15 protein-coding genes are annotated in these 15,005 nt (G+C 66.8%); 9 read left to right on the top strand and 6 right to left on the bottom strand.

All coding sequences use genetic code 11. The annotated features are described in order from the left end of the window. The first annotated feature begins 80 nt into the window (after window positions 1-80). The 3 genes from AC1DCU_RS06945 to AC1DCU_RS06955 all read left to right on the top strand — a co-directional run bounded on the left by AC1DCU_RS06945 (window position 81) and on the right by AC1DCU_RS06955 (window position 2,072). On the top strand, window positions 81-716 hold the full coding sequence (locus AC1DCU_RS06945) for a Rossmann-fold NAD(P)-binding domain-containing protein (protein WP_279208958.1): 636 nt from the start codon (window positions 81-83) through the stop codon (window positions 714-716). Then, window positions 716-1,423, top strand: coding sequence for a helix-turn-helix transcriptional regulator (locus tag AC1DCU_RS06950; protein ID WP_025874579.1), 708 nt, complete (start codon window positions 716-718; stop codon window positions 1,421-1,423). Before AC1DCU_RS06945 ends, AC1DCU_RS06950 begins: the two co-directional genes overlap by 1 nt. 262 nt (window positions 1,424-1,685) lie before the next feature. Continuing rightward, window positions 1,686-2,072, top strand: a complete 387-nt coding sequence (locus AC1DCU_RS06955; protein WP_088101779.1) for a VOC family protein — start codon at window positions 1,686-1,688, stop codon at window positions 2,070-2,072. 184 nt (window positions 2,073-2,256) lie between these two features. Here the strand turns inward: AC1DCU_RS06955 and AC1DCU_RS06960 are convergent, their stop codons facing one another. From AC1DCU_RS06960 to pdhA, 4 genes are read right to left on the bottom strand one after another with little or no spacing between them, the layout of a single operon-like run. Then, window positions 2,257-3,651 carry a dihydrolipoamide acetyltransferase family protein gene (locus AC1DCU_RS06960; protein WP_099785666.1) on the bottom strand — a complete coding sequence of 465 codons (1,395 nt, stop codon included), beginning with the start codon at window positions 3,649-3,651 and terminating at the stop codon, window positions 2,257-2,259. Then, window positions 3,648-4,001: an SH3 domain-containing protein gene (locus AC1DCU_RS06965; RefSeq protein WP_025874583.1), complete on the bottom strand. Its 354-nt coding sequence runs from the start codon at window positions 3,999-4,001 to the stop codon at window positions 3,648-3,650. The genes AC1DCU_RS06960 and AC1DCU_RS06965 overlap by 4 nt, the downstream gene beginning before the upstream one ends. A gap of 1 nt (window position 4,002) precedes the next feature. Then, window positions 4,003-5,070, bottom strand: a complete 1,068-nt coding sequence (locus AC1DCU_RS06970; protein WP_025874584.1) for an alpha-ketoacid dehydrogenase subunit beta — start codon at window positions 5,068-5,070, stop codon at window positions 4,003-4,005. Then, window positions 5,063-6,145, bottom strand: coding sequence for a pyruvate dehydrogenase (acetyl-transferring) E1 component subunit alpha (gene pdhA, locus AC1DCU_RS06975; protein ID WP_032976633.1), 1,083 nt, complete (start codon window positions 6,143-6,145; stop codon window positions 5,063-5,065). The genes AC1DCU_RS06970 and pdhA overlap by 8 nt, the downstream gene beginning before the upstream one ends. 325 nt (window positions 6,146-6,470) lie before the next feature. Here pdhA and AC1DCU_RS06980 point away from each other — a divergent pair, with 325 nt between their 5' ends. From AC1DCU_RS06980 to AC1DCU_RS06995, 4 genes are all read left to right on the top strand, one after another. Further along, the gene (locus tag AC1DCU_RS06980) at window positions 6,471-7,346 is read left to right on the top strand and encodes a tryptophan 2,3-dioxygenase (protein ID WP_025874586.1); all 876 of its coding nucleotides are present in this window, start codon (window positions 6,471-6,473) and stop codon (window positions 7,344-7,346) included. A 179-nt stretch (window positions 7,347-7,525) separates the two neighbouring features. Then, window positions 7,526-9,025: a peptide MFS transporter gene (locus tag AC1DCU_RS06985; protein ID WP_025874587.1), complete on the top strand. Its 1,500-nt coding sequence runs from the start codon at window positions 7,526-7,528 to the stop codon at window positions 9,023-9,025. Window positions 9,026-9,041: 16 nt separating this feature from the next. Further along, entirely contained in the window at window positions 9,042-9,644 is a 603-nt protein-coding gene (locus tag AC1DCU_RS06990) for a thioredoxin family protein (protein ID WP_312964845.1), read from the top strand. Window positions 9,645-9,764: 120 nt separating this feature from the next. Then, the gene (locus AC1DCU_RS06995) at window positions 9,765-10,904 is read left to right on the top strand and encodes a hypothetical protein (RefSeq protein ID WP_032976635.1); all 1,140 of its coding nucleotides are present in this window, start codon (window positions 9,765-9,767) and stop codon (window positions 10,902-10,904) included. Between the two features lie 131 nt (window positions 10,905-11,035). On the opposite strand, the gene AC1DCU_RS07000 is transcribed toward AC1DCU_RS06995, so the two are convergent. Together AC1DCU_RS07000 and AC1DCU_RS07005 are read right to left on the bottom strand one after the other, a co-directional pair. Continuing rightward, on the bottom strand, window positions 11,036-11,263 hold the full coding sequence (locus AC1DCU_RS07000) for a hypothetical protein (RefSeq protein WP_033832409.1): 228 nt from the start codon (window positions 11,261-11,263) through the stop codon (window positions 11,036-11,038). A 536-nt stretch (window positions 11,264-11,799) separates the two neighbouring features. Further along, entirely contained in the window at window positions 11,800-12,294 is a 495-nt protein-coding gene (locus tag AC1DCU_RS07005) for a MarR family winged helix-turn-helix transcriptional regulator (RefSeq protein ID WP_049467584.1), read from the bottom strand. A gap of 129 nt (window positions 12,295-12,423) precedes the next feature. On the opposite strand from AC1DCU_RS07005, the gene hppD reads away from it, so the two are divergent. Together hppD and hmgA are read left to right on the top strand one after the other, a co-directional pair. Next, window positions 12,424-13,536, top strand: a complete 1,113-nt coding sequence (gene hppD, locus AC1DCU_RS07010; RefSeq protein ID WP_301869906.1) for a 4-hydroxyphenylpyruvate dioxygenase — start codon at window positions 12,424-12,426, stop codon at window positions 13,534-13,536. A 78-nt stretch (window positions 13,537-13,614) separates the two neighbouring features. After that, window positions 13,615-14,913, top strand: a complete 1,299-nt coding sequence (gene hmgA, locus AC1DCU_RS07015) for a homogentisate 1,2-dioxygenase (protein WP_032976636.1) — start codon at window positions 13,615-13,617, stop codon at window positions 14,911-14,913. Window positions 14,914-15,005: the final 92 nt, after the last annotated feature.

Here is a 15,005-nt window from a genome sequence, read left to right on the forward strand (position 1 = left end):
GCTGGTCACAGCATATCGGCGCAACCGGCGGTGGCTTGAACCGATAGGATGGGCGACAGGATGCCGCAGTGGAGGTGGGTATGCGTGTGATGTTGCTGGGGGCGACGGGACTGGTCGGAGGCCACGCCCTGTCGCAGCTGCTGGCCGACCCCCGCTGCAGCGCCGTGGTCGCGCCCAGCCGTCGCCCGCTGGCTGCGCCGCACGGGAAACTGCACAACCCGGTGCTCGACTTCGCCCGGCTGCCCGATGCGCCGGACTGGGCCCGGGTGGACGCGGTGGTCTGCGCCCTGGGCAGCACCATCGCCCAGGCCGGCAGCCGCGAGGCGTTCCATCGCATCGATCACGACTATCCGCTGGCCTTCGCCCGCCTGGCCCTTGCGCAGGGTGCCCAGGCCTTCGCGCTGAACTCGGCCGCAGGCGCCAACCCGCGTTCGTCGATCTTCTACAGCCGGGTCAAAGGCGAGCTGGAGCGCGACCTGCGCGCGCTGGGTTTCCCGTCGCTGACGCTGGTGCGGCCGGGGCTGATCGGCGGTGAGCGGCAGGAGGTCCGCCGTGGCGAACACTTCGCGCTGCAGGTGCTGGGTGTGCTGGGGCCGGTGTTGCCACGTGCGTGGCGGATCAATCCGGCACCGGAGATTGCCCACGCGCTGGTGGATGCGGCGCTGGCGGCAAAGCCGGGCGAGCACGTGGTGCCGTCGCGCGATCTGGTCGGCTGATGTCCCGCGCGCTGCGCCTGAACCAGCTGCTTCAGGTACTGCGCCGCCATCGCCGGCCGGTGGCCGGGCAGGCGCTGGCCGAGGAACTGGGCATCAGCCTGCGTACGCTTTACCGCGATATTGAAACGCTGCGCGAGCAGGGCGCCGACCTGCGCGGGGAAGCCGGTGTCGGCTACCAGCTGGAACCGGGCGATGTGCTGCCGCCGCTGACCTTGCCACCGGCCGAGATCGACGCGCTGGTGCTTGGCCTGCGCTGGGTGGCGGCACGCACCGAGCCGGCCCTGGCCGAGGCCGCGCGTGATGCCCTGGCGCGCATTGCGCACGTGCTGCCGGCGGCGCGACGCGATGCGCTGCGTGACAGCGGCCTGCGGGTGGGGCCATCGCGAACGACGGCCAAGGTACCCCCGGCGCGGCTGCAGGCCGTGCGCGAAGCGGTGGGCACGCAGCAGCGGCTGCAGTTTGCCTATGAAGATGCGCAGGGCCGGCGTACCGAGCGCGTGGTCTGGCCGTTCGCACTGGGGTACTTCGATGAAGTGCCGATGCTGGCGGCGTGGTGCGAGGGCCGCGAAGACTTCCGTCATTTCCGCCTGGATCGCATTCGCCATGTGCGTGCGTTGGAAGAGCACTACCTGGTGCCACGCGCGACCTTGTTGCGGCGCTGGCAGAAGGCGCAGGGCATCGCTCCGGATTGGCTGGACCGTTCGTGACGAGGTCGAGCTTCCTCGACTGCTTCTGGTCGTTGCTCTGGCTTTGGTAGATGTCGAGCTTGCTCGACGCTCTTGCTCTTCGCTCTCTGCGCTCGGTAGGTGTCGAGCTTGCTCGACGCTCTTGCTCTTCGCGGAGAGCAGTCGAGCAAGCTCGACATCTACCAAAGCCAGAGCAAAGGCAGTCGAGCCTGCTCGACACTGCTGACAGGATCTGTCAGCAGGGCAGGGCCACCATGACCGCTCCCAACCACGGAGCTTTCCCATGTTCAAGCCAAGCACCCTGCTGCAGTACGTGCGCGACGTTGCCACCAGTGCCACCTTCTACAGCGGCATCCTCGGCACGGCACCGGTCGAACAGTCGCCCGGCTTTGCCCTGTTCCTGCTCGGCGATGGCGCCGCGCTCGGCCTGTGGCAGCGCGATGACGTGCAGCCGCCAGTGGATGCGGAGGGCGGTGCAGCCGAGCTGGCGATGGTGGTGGCCAATCCTGATGAAGTGCGGCAGTTGCACGATGCCTGGCGCGCACTCGGTGTGCAGATCGCCCAGGCGCCGGTAACGCTGGAATTCGGGCACACCTTCGTCGGTGTCGACCCCGATGGCCACCGCCTGCGTGTCTACAGCCGCGCCGAGGGCATGGTCGCGCGCGATTGATCCAGGAATTTCGTATAGCAGAGCCCAAGCTCGGCTTGTTTCATGCCTTCATCCACGCATGGCGTGGATCTACTGAAAAGCAGCCGAGCATGGCTGGGCGACATAGTGGAGCAGGCACAAAAAAACGCCGGGCAATGCCCGGCGTTTTTCAACTCATGTGCCAACCAAGGTTGGCACCTACCGGTCAGCTGGCCAGCGCCAGATCGTCCATCATCGCGCGCAGGAAGCGGGCCGCTTCACCGCCGGTGGCGGCGCGGTGGTCGAAGGTCACCGACAGCGGAATGACCTTGTGCGCTTCCACGCCGCCCATCACCGGGGTCATCTGGTGGCGGGCACGGCCGGCACCGACGATGGCCACGCACGGCGGCACCACGACCGGGGTCGCGTAGCGGCCGGCGAACATGCCGAAGTTGGACAGCGAGATGGTGTAGCCGCTTAGTTCCGAGGCCGCGATCGAACGCGCTTCCACCTGCTCGCGCAGACGGTTCACGCCTTCACGGATGCCACGCGCGTCGAGCATGTCGGCGTTGCGCAGGGCCGGCACGAACAGGCCGTCGTCGGTATCCACGGCGATGCCGATGTCCACCTGCGCGTGCAGGGTGCGGGTCAGCGCTTCACCGTCGAACCAGGCGTTCATCGCCGGCACCTTCTGCGCGGCGACCACGATCGAGCGCACCAGGCGCGCGGTGACGTCGTTGCCCGGCAGCCAGGCGTGGATGTCGGCGTCGTCGTTCAGCGTGGTCGGCACGACCTTGCTGTGCGCATCGGCCATGACGCGGGCCATGTTGCGGCGCACGCCCTTCAGCGGTTCCGGCTGGCCCTTGGCGACCACGCCCGGCGGCTGGGTGCGCATCGGCTTGCCGGCAGCAGACAGCGGGGTGCGTGCGTCGGACTGTACCGGTGCGGCCACCTGGGCCGGCGCCGGTGCGGCGGCAGCCGGTGCAGCAACCGCTGCCGGAGCCGCGCCGATCTTCGCACTGCCGTCGGCGGCGGCCTGTTTGACGTCGGCCATGGTCACCGCGCCATCGGCGCCGGTGGCACGTACGCGGCTCAGGTCCACGCCCAGCTTGCGCGCGGTGGCACGCACCGCCGGCACGGCCTTGACGCCGCCCACGGCCAGCGCCTGTTCGGCGTGCACAGCGTTGGAGCTCTGCATCGCGCCGACCACGGTGCCGGCGTCATCACGCTCGGCGGCGGCCGGCTTGGCTTCTTCTGCAGCCACCGGGGCGGCTGCGGTGGGAAGCGGCGGCGGCGTCGGAGCTGCGGCGGCAGCCGGAGCGGCATGGCCGTGGCTGTGGCCGGTGTCCTGACCATCGGCACGCTGCGGCAGGTTCGGGTCCAGCGCGAAGCTGGCCAGCACCGCGCCGGTCGGGATGATGTCGCCGGCAGCGCCGGACAGCTTCAGCACCGTGCCGGAGAACGGCGAGGGCACTTCGACGACGGCCTTGGCGGTCTCCATCGAGACCAGCGGCTCGTCCAGCTTGATCACATCGCCTTCCTTGACGAACCACTCGACGATGGTCGCGTCCGGCAGGCCTTCGCCCAGGTCGGGCAGGTTGAAGTTCTTGGTCTGGCTCATTTGCAGTTCTCTTCCAGCAGTTCCAGTTCGCGGGCAGGCAACCAGCCCGTCGCGCCATTGGCGCGCTCGGACCACCACCACCCGCCGTGTTCGTGATGAAGCTTGACCATCTCGCCGTTCTCCACATCCAGCTCGCGGGCGTCGTAGTCGCGCAGGGCTTCGGCGCGACCATCGTCCAACAGCTGCAACCACGCTACCGGTGCCCATCCGGCGCGCCCATCGCTGGTGCGCACCCAGGCAAACGCCGGCCATTCCTCGTCACGTACACCTACTTCGACGATCTGGCCGGTGCGGAACCGGAGCGGGTTGGGATACTGGCTGCGGTAAGCCCCGAGAAGGCGGGCCCGCATGTCAGCCTGCCGCCACCGCGCGCTTGGCCGCCGCCACGATCCGCTCCACGCTCGGCAGGTACTTCATCTCCAGGCGGAACAGCGGAATGTGGGTGTCGTAACCGGTGACGCGCTCGACCGGAGCCAGCAGGTCGTAGATCGATTCCTCGGCCAGGCGTGCGGCGATTTCCGCGCCGAAGCCCGCGGTCTTCGGGGCCTCCTGCACGATCACGCAGCGGCCGGTCTTGGCCACCGACTCGGCGATGGTGGCAAAGTCCAGCGGACGCAGCGTAGCCACGTCGATGACTTCGGCACTGATGCCTTCGCCGGCCAGCTTGTCGGCCGCTTCCAGCGCTTCCTTCACCTGCGCACCCCAGGTCACCAGGGTCACGTCGGTGCCATCGCGCAGCACGAAGCACACGTCCAGCGGCAGGGCTTCGCCGTCGTTGACGACCACTTCCTTGTACTGGCGGTAGATGCGCTTGGGCTCCATGTAGATCACCGGATCCGGCTCGCGGATCGCGGCCAGCAGCAGGCCATAGGCGCGCTGCGGCGAGGACGGCAGCACCACGCGCAGGCCCGGCACGTTGGTGAAGATCGCTTCGTTGGCCTCGCTGTGGTGCTCCGGCGCACGGATGCCGCCACCCCACGGCACGCGCAGCACCATCGGGCAGTGCAGGCGGCCACGGGTGCGGTAACGCAGGCGCGCGGCGTGGCAGATGATGTGGTCGACCATCGGGTACATGAAGCCATCGAACTGCGCTTCGGCCACCGGCTTCATGCCCTGTGCGGCCAGGCCGATGGTGAGGCCGGCGATGGTGGTTTCATCCAGCGGGGTGTCGAGGATGCGGTCGGCGCCGAAGCGCTGCTGCAGGCCGGCGGTGGCGCGGAACACGCCGCCGTTGACGCCCACGTCTTCGCCCAGCACCAGCACCGACTTGTCGTGCTCCAGCTCCCAGGCCAGCGCCTGGGTGATGGCTTCGATGAGGGTGATCGGGGTGTCGGTCATGTTCTGTTCTCCGCGCGCGACGGCAGCGCTGTCGGCGGCGTTGGTGTGCGCGCTGGACGCGCCGTTCTTGATCTCATCCATGGCGCTGCTCCAGGGCGATCGCCTGGGCACGCTGGGCCAGCAGGTCCTGCGGCGGGTCGGCATAGAGGAAATCGAACATCGCCTCGACCGGCTGCACCGGCGTGTTGAGGTACAGGTTCACTTCCTCGTCCACGCGCTTGCCGCACTCGGCGGTCCAGGCAGCTTCTTCTTCCTCGCTCCAGACACCGGCGTTGGTCAGGTACTTGCGCAGGCGCAGCATCGGCTCGCGCTGCCAGGCATCCTTCACTTCGGCGTCGTCGCGGTAGCGACGGGCGTCATCGGCGGTGGTGTGGTCGGACAGGCGGTAGGTCATCAGTTCCAGCACGGTGCCGCCGTCGCCGGCCAGCGCACGCTCGCGCGCCTGCAGCATGGCGGCCATCACCGCGATCAGGTCGTTGCCGTCCACCTGCAGGCAGTGCAGGCCGCCGGCCAGGCCCTTCTGTGCCAGCGTCTCGGCACCGGTCTGCGCCGAACGCGGGACCGAGATGGCCCAGCCGTTGTTGACGATGCACAGGATCAGCGGCAGCTTGTAGGCACCGGCCGAATTCAAGGCCGCGTAGAAGTCGGTCTTGGAACTGCCACCGTCGCCGCATACGGCCACCGCGATCTGCGGTTCCTTGTTGAGCTTGAACTTCAGCGCAGCGCCTGCGGCGTGCAGGCACTGGGTGGAAATCGGCACGCAGAACGGGAAGTCCTTGGCGGCATTGCCACCGTAGTCGTTGCCGCGCTCGTCGCCGCCCCAGTACATCAGCACGTCGTGCGGGCGCACGCCACGCATGAACATCGCGCCGTACTCGCGGTAGGACGGTGCGAACACGTCGTCCTTCTGCATCGAGGCGCCGATGCCCACATGCGCGGCTTCGTGGCCGAGGCATGCGGCGTAGGTGCCCAGCTTGCCGGTGCGCTGCAGCGCGATCGACTTGCCGTCGAACACGCGCACGAACAGCATCTGCTTGAACATCGGCAGCAACGCGCGTGGGTCGCGCAGGGCTTCGGGCAGGTCATCGCGGACGAGCGTGCCGTCCGTGTCCAGATACTGCAGGTATTCGATCTTGAACTCAGCGGCAACCGTCATTGCGTACTGCACCTTCGACAGAGAAGTTACAAATGATATGAATCGCCATGTTAAGGAATGCGTACGAAAAAGCCGTCCTGCGGCGCAGCACGGCCCACCGGCCTTTGTACCCCCTTCCGGGCGCATGATGCCAATAACTTCAACGTATTCAGCCATTGCTGCAAAGCATCACAAGCGACGCTGGGCTGAGCGCCAGTAGAACGGCGCAAACGGTTCCACGCGCAACCACCGTTCCACAGCCCTACCGCACGCCCCGGTACGGTCATCACGGCTGCCAGCGCGGCGGCAACGCGCTACCCTTGCCGCCCCCGATCTGGTCCCGCCCATGTCCGTCGACAACAACCAACGCGATCTCGAAGCCGGTATCCACACCGATCTGCAGGGGCGGCTGACCTACGGCGGCTACCTGCGGCTGGACCAGCTGCTCAGCGCGCAGCAGCCGCTGTCCAACCCGCCGCATCACGACGAGATGCTCTTCATCATCCAGCACCAGACCTCCGAGCTGTGGCTGAAGCTGCTGGGCCACGAGCTGGGTGCGGCGATCGGCTTCCTGCAGCGCGATGAGGTCTGGCAGTGCCGCAAGGTGCTGGCGCGCAGCAAGCAGGTGCTGCGCCAGCTGACCGAGCAGTGGTCGGTGCTGGAAACGCTCACCCCGTCCGAGTACATGGGCTTCCGCGACGTGCTGGGCCCGTCCTCGGGCTTCCAGTCGCTGCAGTACCGCTACATCGAGTTCCTGCTGGGCAACAAGAACGCGCAGATGCTGCAGGTGTTCGAGCACGACACGGCCGGGCAGGCGCAGCTGCGCACCGTGCTGGAGGCGCCGAGCCTGTACGAGGAATTCCTGAAGTACCTGGCCCGCTTCGGCCACGCCGTGCCGGCGGTGTACGAGGCGCACGACTGGACCCAGCCACACGTGGCCGACGACAGCCTGCAGCCGGTCTTCGAACGCATCTACCAGGACACCGACCGCTACTGGCGCGAGTACGCGCTGTGCGAGGACCTGGTGGACCTGGAAACGGCCTTCCAGCTGTGGCGGTTCCGCCACATGCGCACGGTGATGCGGGTGATCGGCTTCAAGCGCGGCACCGGCGGCTCGTCCGGCGTGGGCTTCCTGGCCAAGGCGCTGGAACTGACCTTCTTCCCTGAATTGTTCCAGGTACGCACCACCCTGCAGGCCGCGCCCCCGCCGGATCTGGCCTGATCCCCATTCAGCTTGGCCGCCCGCGGCTGGCTGGATCGTTTCAGATGCAAGTTCAGCGAGCAGGCTGCGACCTGCCTCAAACGGCGTGTATTTGACGTGAACGCCAGAAGTCGGTGATCCTCGCGCGTTGCTTCACCGCACATCGGACGTGCCTCCATCCACCGAACCAGGAATTCCGCATGAGCGTAAACGCCACTGCGAACACCCCAGAGCCGGCGCTGCCGGACTTCAACACCACGATGGGCCACCCGCGCCCGTTGTGGATGCTGTTCATGACCGAGTTCTGGGAGCGCTTTGCGTTCTACGGCATCCGCTGGGCGTTGGTGCTGTACATCGTTGCCCAGTTCTACAACGGCAACGCCGCCGGTGAAGGCGACGCCAGCCGCATCTACGGCGCCTACCTGGCGCTGGTGTATGCCGCGGCGATCTTCGGCGGTTACGTCGCCGACCGCGTACTGGGTTACCAGCGCTCGATCCTGACCGGCGCGATCATCATGGCCGTCGGCCTGTTCATGATCTCGCTGCCGCAGGAGCACATCTTCAAGCTCGGCCTGGCCACGATCATCGTCGGCAACGGTCTGTTCAAGCCCAACATCTCGACCATGGTCGGCAAGCTGTACGGCCTGAAGGACGAACGCCGCGACTCGGGCTTCACCATCTTCTACATGGGCATCAACATCGGCGCGATGATCGCTCCGGTGCTGACCGAGTACCTGGCCCGCAAGGTCTTCGGCACCTCGGAAATGCCGTCCTACAAGGTCGTGTTCATCGCTTCCGGCGTGGGCATGCTGATCTCGCTGGTGTGGTTCTACATCGGTCGTGCCGGCCTGAAGGGCATCGGCGCACCGCCGGCCGGTGCCGAAGGCTTCGGCCGCATCGTCATGGTGCTGGTCGGTTCGCTGTTCGCCATTCCGGTGGCCTACTTCCTGCTCGCCACCGGCGCCACCGCGCTGGCCTGGATCCTCGGCGTGATGTTCGCTGCCCTGGCCGTGCTGCTGCTGGTGGAAGGCATCCGCGAGGGCAAGGTGCAGCGCGACCGCGTGATCGCCATGCTGATCATCTTCGCCTTCAACGTCATGTTCTGGATGTTCTTCGAACAGGCCGGCAGCTCCTTCACCTTCCTGGCCGAGAACATCGTCAACCGCCAGCTGGGTGAGTGGACCTTCCCGACCGCGTGGTTCCAGTCGGTCAACTCGGTGGCGATCATCACCCTGGCGCCGATCATCGCCTGGATCTGGGTGGCCCTGGGCCGCGCCAATCCGTCCATTCCGCGCAAGTTCGGCCTCGGCCTGCTGTTCAACGGCGCGGCCTTCGCCCTGCTGATGTTCGCCCTGTCGACCATGGTCGTGGACGGCAAGATCCCGTTCTGGACCCTGTTCATGGTCTACGTCATCCAGTCGGTCGGTGAGCTGTGCCTGTCGCCGATCGGCCTGTCGATGGTGACCAAGCTGGCCCCGGTGCGCCTGGTCGGTTTCGGCATGGGTGGCTGGTTCCTGTCCACCGGCATCGGCAACAACCTGTCGGGCATCTTTGCCGGTGCGGTCAGCGGTGAAGGCGGCATGACGGTCGAATCGGCCCTGAAGGGGTATACCTTCGGCTTCTGGGCCTTGATCGGTTCGGGTGTGGTCCTGTTCCTGGTCGCGCCGCTGATCAACAAGCTGATGCATGGCGTGAAGTAATGAGAGGGTAGTGGGCATGCGTACATCGTTCGGTGGTGCAGTGGTGGCAGTGGTGTGTGCGGCGCTGATCGGCGCCTGTTCGCAGCCTCAACCTCCCGCGGCCCCCGAGCCCACGCAGCCCCTCGACACTCGCCCCACCGAGCCACCGGTCGCTGACCCCAGCGAACCGGTGGCCTCGGGCAACACCCCGGCGGCGGCCGACATCGCCGCCATTGCCGGGCTTGGCGCGCAGTTCGACCCCGTCCGCAATCCCGTTGCCGACCTGGAAACGGCCAAGGTCGAGGCCCAGCGCGGCAACAAGCGCATCATCCTGGAAGTGGGCAACGCCGCGTGCGAGCCCTGCCATGCGCTGGATGAAGCCGTGGAAGGCAATGGCGATCTGCGCCGCTTCCGTGATGCCCACTACGTGTGGGTGAAGGTCAACGACAGCGCCGAGAACCCGAACGCGGCGTTCCTCGGCCAGTTCCCGCCGCTCGAAGGCGAGCACCCGCACCTGCTGGTGATCGATGCCGACGGCACCCTGCTGGCGCCGCAGCCCAGCGAAGCAATGCGCAAGGGCAATGCCGTGCAGACCGCACGCGTGATGGCGTTCCTCAAGCAGTGGGCGCCTGACCGGTAGCGCCCGGCGTTTCCCGCCCGCTGCCCGGACATCCACGCGTGGCGTGGATCTACAGATCATTACCCTTCGGCCGTTAATGGCAAGGACCTCACTGCGCCACCCGGCGCGACCGGAGCGCCCATGCACAGCGACCACGCCGAACGCCTGCCCGAACCTGCCAGCCCGTTGGCCGAAGGAGAGGCACCCGATGGCGTGAGCCTGCCTGCGCAGGAAGCGCTGCTGGATGACGCCGGCACCGGCGACGACACGCTGGAGTTGGCACCGCCGCGGCATCGGCTGCCGCAGATCGCCCTGCCCGACAACGTGGTGCTGAAAGGCGCGGTGCAGAAGCTGGTGGAACAGAAGGCGCGGCTGGATCGACTCGCCGCCGAAGGACAGCTGGCCGGCCTGCTGCCGCCGGAATGGCACGGCAACGGCGTGCGTGCGATCGACCTGTCCAGTTTCGTGCAGGGCGTGCTGCCGTTCCTGCAGCCCGCTGAGCGTGGTGAAACCGCACCGGCCCGCCTGCCGGTGCGCCATGTGCTGGGCGACGACAGCCGCTGGGGCCTGGCCGATGTGCCCGAACCGAAGTCACTGGCCTGGTACCTGGCCAGTGATGACCGCGCCAACGCGGGCAGCAAGGATGTCGCCGAGGCCTATCTGGTCGGCGCGCTTGGCCTGGCCTGGATGCAGGAAGGGCGCAGCCGTCCCGGCTTCCTGCGTGCGATGGAACAGGACAGCCTGGCGGCCCGGGTGACCATGCTGGGCTACCCGCCGCCGAGCGAGCTGGCGTTGTACAGCGTGACCGCACACGGCCAGCCGCAGATCTGGTGTGTGCATGGGCGGCGCAGGCTGCGTCCGCTGGTGGCGCCATGGCTGAGCGTGCCGCTGCTGACCGCCTATGGCGTGCCGGCACCGGTGGCGTGGCCGGGCAGCTTCCCGCCCGTCGAGGCCGTGGCCGAGGCGATTGCCGCCGCCCGTCCGGGCAAGCTGCTGCCAGAAGTGGATCTGGGCAGAGTGGTGGCGAAGATCGCCGAAGATGCCTCGTCCGAAGCGTGGCAGCCGGTCAGCCTGCTGCAGCTCAACACCTGGTCGCCGCGCTGGCCGTTCTTCCTGGGCACCTTCGTCGGCCTGCCGTCGCTGCTGCTGGTCACTGCCGCACTGGCGTTGCCCGGGGCGGTCGAAGCGGCCACTGTCGCCGCCTCGCTGGGCTTTGCCGGTGGCGCCATCGGCGCGCTTGCGGTGCCGTGGATCCATGCGCGGCGCAAGCATCTGAGCTGATCGAGTGGGTCATCCACGCATGGCGTGGATCTACTGGGAAGCGCCATAGCGCACCCACCTATGGTGCGGATCCATCCGTGTGCGTGATGCGGTAGATCCACGCCATGCGTGGATGCTCCTCCATCCGCATCTCAGGGTTCGGCAATCACCCGCAACGCACTGGCATAGCCCTTGGCGAGACTGGTCAGGTCAAGCAGCCGGTTCAACGACAGCAGCAGGCCTGGCTGGCAGGCCTTCAGGCGATGATGCTCAAGCCAGGCCTCGGTGACGGTTTCCAGTGTGGCCAAGGCCTCATCGATGCGCTGCAGGTCGGCATCGCGGTCGATGGGCCCGGTGGTGGGGTGATGGGGGCGTGTCATGGCGAAGCTCCGTGGCGGGCCGCCGGGAAGGCGGCAGGCGGTGCGTGGTTGAAAGACCGTGATCCGAAGGAGAACGGCGGCCATGCGGCCCCACGCACCGCCCGCCAAAGCAGGGCAGCGCGAGTCGTTGCCGCCCGCGATGGGCGGCGACGGGTGCGGCGTGGTTTCCTTCGGATCATCGGGCTTTCAACCCCGGCAGCGGAGCGCCGCTGCGTTCCCACCCTCAGGCCTGTGCAGCCCGCCGTCCAATAGGCAATGCCACTCGATGCGCGAATGTCGATACAGCCGCTCTGTGGATCAGGACTCTACCGGCCCCATTCCGAGACATCAGGCGGTAAACGCGACATGTCGAGTCGAACCCAGCTGAAAGACCGTTCGTCGGCGGGCAATGAACGCCGCGCGTTGCACGTCATCAATGGCCTGCGCCGGATCCCTCACAGCGCAGCCCGCGACATCATCCACGCCTGGCGTGGATCCATTTGTCGACCAAGGTCGACACCTACCAAGAGCGGCGGCGGGGGGGCGCCGCCCCGGGGTCAGACCCCTTCGCCCATCCGCTCCAGGCCATCGCCGGCCAGGCGCAGGATCAGCTTCTCCAGCACCTGCTCCTCTTCCTCGCTCAGCACCGACATCAGCTTGCGGGTGATCTCGATCACCATCGGCGCGATCGTCTCGTATACCTCGAACCCCGCCGCCGACAGCGCCAACACCGAACGGCGGCGGTCATCGCCATGCGTCTCACGCTTGATGAAACCGCGCTCCAGCAGGCGGGCCACCGCGCGGCTGACCGCGACCTTGTCCATCGCCGTGCGGTCGGAGACCTCGCTGGCCGACGACCCGGGGTACAGCGCCAGGATGGTGATCACCCGCCACTCCGGAATGGCCAGGCCATAGCGGTCGCCGTACAGCTTGGCGATGTTGCCGCTGACCCGGTTGGACAGCACGCTCAGCCGGTACGGCAGGAACTGTTCCAGGTCGAGCAGGACGTGGGAGGCACGCAGGCGGGTGGAAACGGGATCGGCGGGGCTCATGTTGCGGTGCACCTTGCTGGTGGTTTCAAGTGTAACTATAAGTGTTGGGTCCGTACCCTGCATTCTCGCCGGGTCCAACCCCGCCCGCACCTGGTTTGTGCCGATGCGGCACCGATTCGGAGCCACGCCATGAATACCGCAGTCCCGTCCGCCTCGCATCCCAACCCCGGCATGCAGGTCACCACCTTCGAAAACCCGATGGGCATCGACGGCTTCGAGTTCGTCGAATTCGCCGCACCGGCCGGCCGTGGTGCCGAGCTGCACGAGTACTTCCGCAAGATGGGCTTCAGCGCGGTGCTCAAGCACAAGCAGCGTCCGATTACCGTCTATCGCCAGGGCGACGTCAACTTCCTGGTCAATGAAGACCCCGATTCGTTCGCCGCCGACTTCGCTGAAAAGCACGGCCCGTGCGCCTGCGGCTTCGCCATCCGCTTCAAGAAGCCGGGCGCGGAGGTCTACCAGACCGCGCTGGGCAATGGCGCCGAAGCCATCGCCTTCAAGCCGGATAGCAAGGCGGTGAACGCCCCGGTCATCAAGGGCATCGGTGACTGCATGCTGTACCTGGTGGACCGCTACGGCGATGCCGGCAGCATCTTCGATGGCGACTACGAGCTGATCGCCGGCGCCGAGCTGCGCCCGAAGGGCTTCGGCCTGACCTTCATCGACCACCTGACCCACAACCTGTACTTCGGCAACATGCAGCAGTGGTCGGACTATTACGAGCGCCTGTTCAACTTCCGCGAGATCCGCTACTTCGACATCAAGGGCCTGAAGACCGGCCTGGTGTCCAAGGCGATGACCGCGCCGGATGGCATCGTGCGCATTCCGCTGAACGAATCGTCCGACCCGAAGAGCCAGATCAACGAGTACCTGGATGCGTACAAGGGCGAGGGCATCCAGCACATCGCCTGCTTCACCGAGAACATCTACGAAACGGTCGAAGCCATGCGCGCGCAGGGCGTGGATTTCCTCGACACGCCGGAGACCTACTTCGATGTGATCGACCAGCGCGTGCCCAACCACGGTGAGGACGTCGCCCGCCTGGCGAAGAACAAGATCCTGATCGACGCCGACCCGGAAACCCACCAGCGCAAGCTGCTGCAGATCTTCACCCAGAACTGCATCGGCCCGATCTTCTTCGAGATCATCCAGCGCAAAGGCAACGAAGGCTTCGGCGAAGGCAACTTCACCGCGCTGTTCGAGAGCATCGAACGCGACCAGATCCGCCGCGGCGTGCTGTAAGGTTTCCACAACGGCACCTTCTCCACCGGTAGCGCCGGGCCACGCCCGGCGGCTTTCCCCAGGCTTCCAGGAACCCCCATGTCTCCCTCCATCACCGCCCGCGGCTACCAGTCCGGTTTCGGCAACGAGTTCGCCAGCGAGGCCGTGCCCGGTGCGCTGCCCGTCGGCCAGAACTCGCCGCAGAAGGTGGCCCATGGCCTGTATGCCGAGCAGCTGACCGGTACCGCATTCACCGCACCGCGCGGCAGCAATCGCCGCAGCTGGCTGTACCGGATCCGTCCGGCGGTTACCCACGGTGAGTTCACTCCCTTCGCGCAATCGCAGCTGCAGTGCGATTTCAGTGCACAGCCGGCTTCGCCGAACCAGCTGCGCTGGAGCCCGCTGCCGCTGCCGGAACTGCCCACCGATTTCGTCGAAGGCCTGTACACGATGGGCGGCAACGGCTCGCCCGACGCGCATGCCGGTGTCGGCATCCATCTGTACGCGGCCAACCGTGACATGGTCGGCCGCTACTTCTACGACGCCGACGGCGAACTGCTGATCGTGCCGCAGCTGGGCAGCCTGCGCCTGCTGACCGAGCTGGGCGTGATCGAGATCGAACCGCAGCAAATCGCGGTGATTCCGCGCGGCGTGCGCTTCCGCGTCGAGCTGCCGGATGGCCCGAGCCGCGGCTACATCTGCGAGAACTTCGGCGCACTGCTGAAGCTGCCCGACCTGGGCCCGATCGGTTCCAACGGCCTGGCCAATCCGCGCGATTTCGAGACCCCGCATGCCGCGTTCGAAGACGTCGACGGCGATTTCGAACTGATTGCCAAGTTCGACGGCCGCCTGTGGCGTGCGCCGATCAATCATTCGCCGCTGGACGTGGTCGCCTGGCACGGCAACTACGCGCCGTACCGCTATGATCTGCGCCGCTTCAACACCATCGGCTCGATCAGCCACGACCACCCGGATCCGTCGATCTTCCTGGTGCTGCACTCGCCCAGCGACACCCCGGGCACCAGCAACATGGACTTTGCGATCTTCCCGCCGCGCTGGCTGGTGGCGCAGAACACGTTCCGCCCGCCGTGGTTCCACCGCAACATCGCCAGCGAGTTCATGGGCCTGGTGCATGGTGCCTACGACGCCAAGGCCGAAGGCTTCGTGCCGGGCGGTGCGTCGCTGCACAACTGCATGAGCGGCCACGGTCCGGATGCCCCGACCTTCGACAAGGCCTCCAATGCGGATCTGTCCAAGCCGGATGTGATCAAGGACACCATGGCCTTCATGTTCGAGACCCGTGGGGTGATCCGCCCGACCGCGCAGGCGCTGGCAGCAAGCCACCGGCAGGGCGATTACCAGCAGTGCTGGAACGGCCTGCGCAACAATTTCCGTTGATCGTCTGCATCCACGCATGGCGTGGATCTACCGGAAAGCGCGATACCGCATCCACGCATGGCGTGGATCTATCGGGAAGCGCGATACCGCAT

The organism is Stenotrophomonas sp. 10L48, from assembly GCF_056395105.1.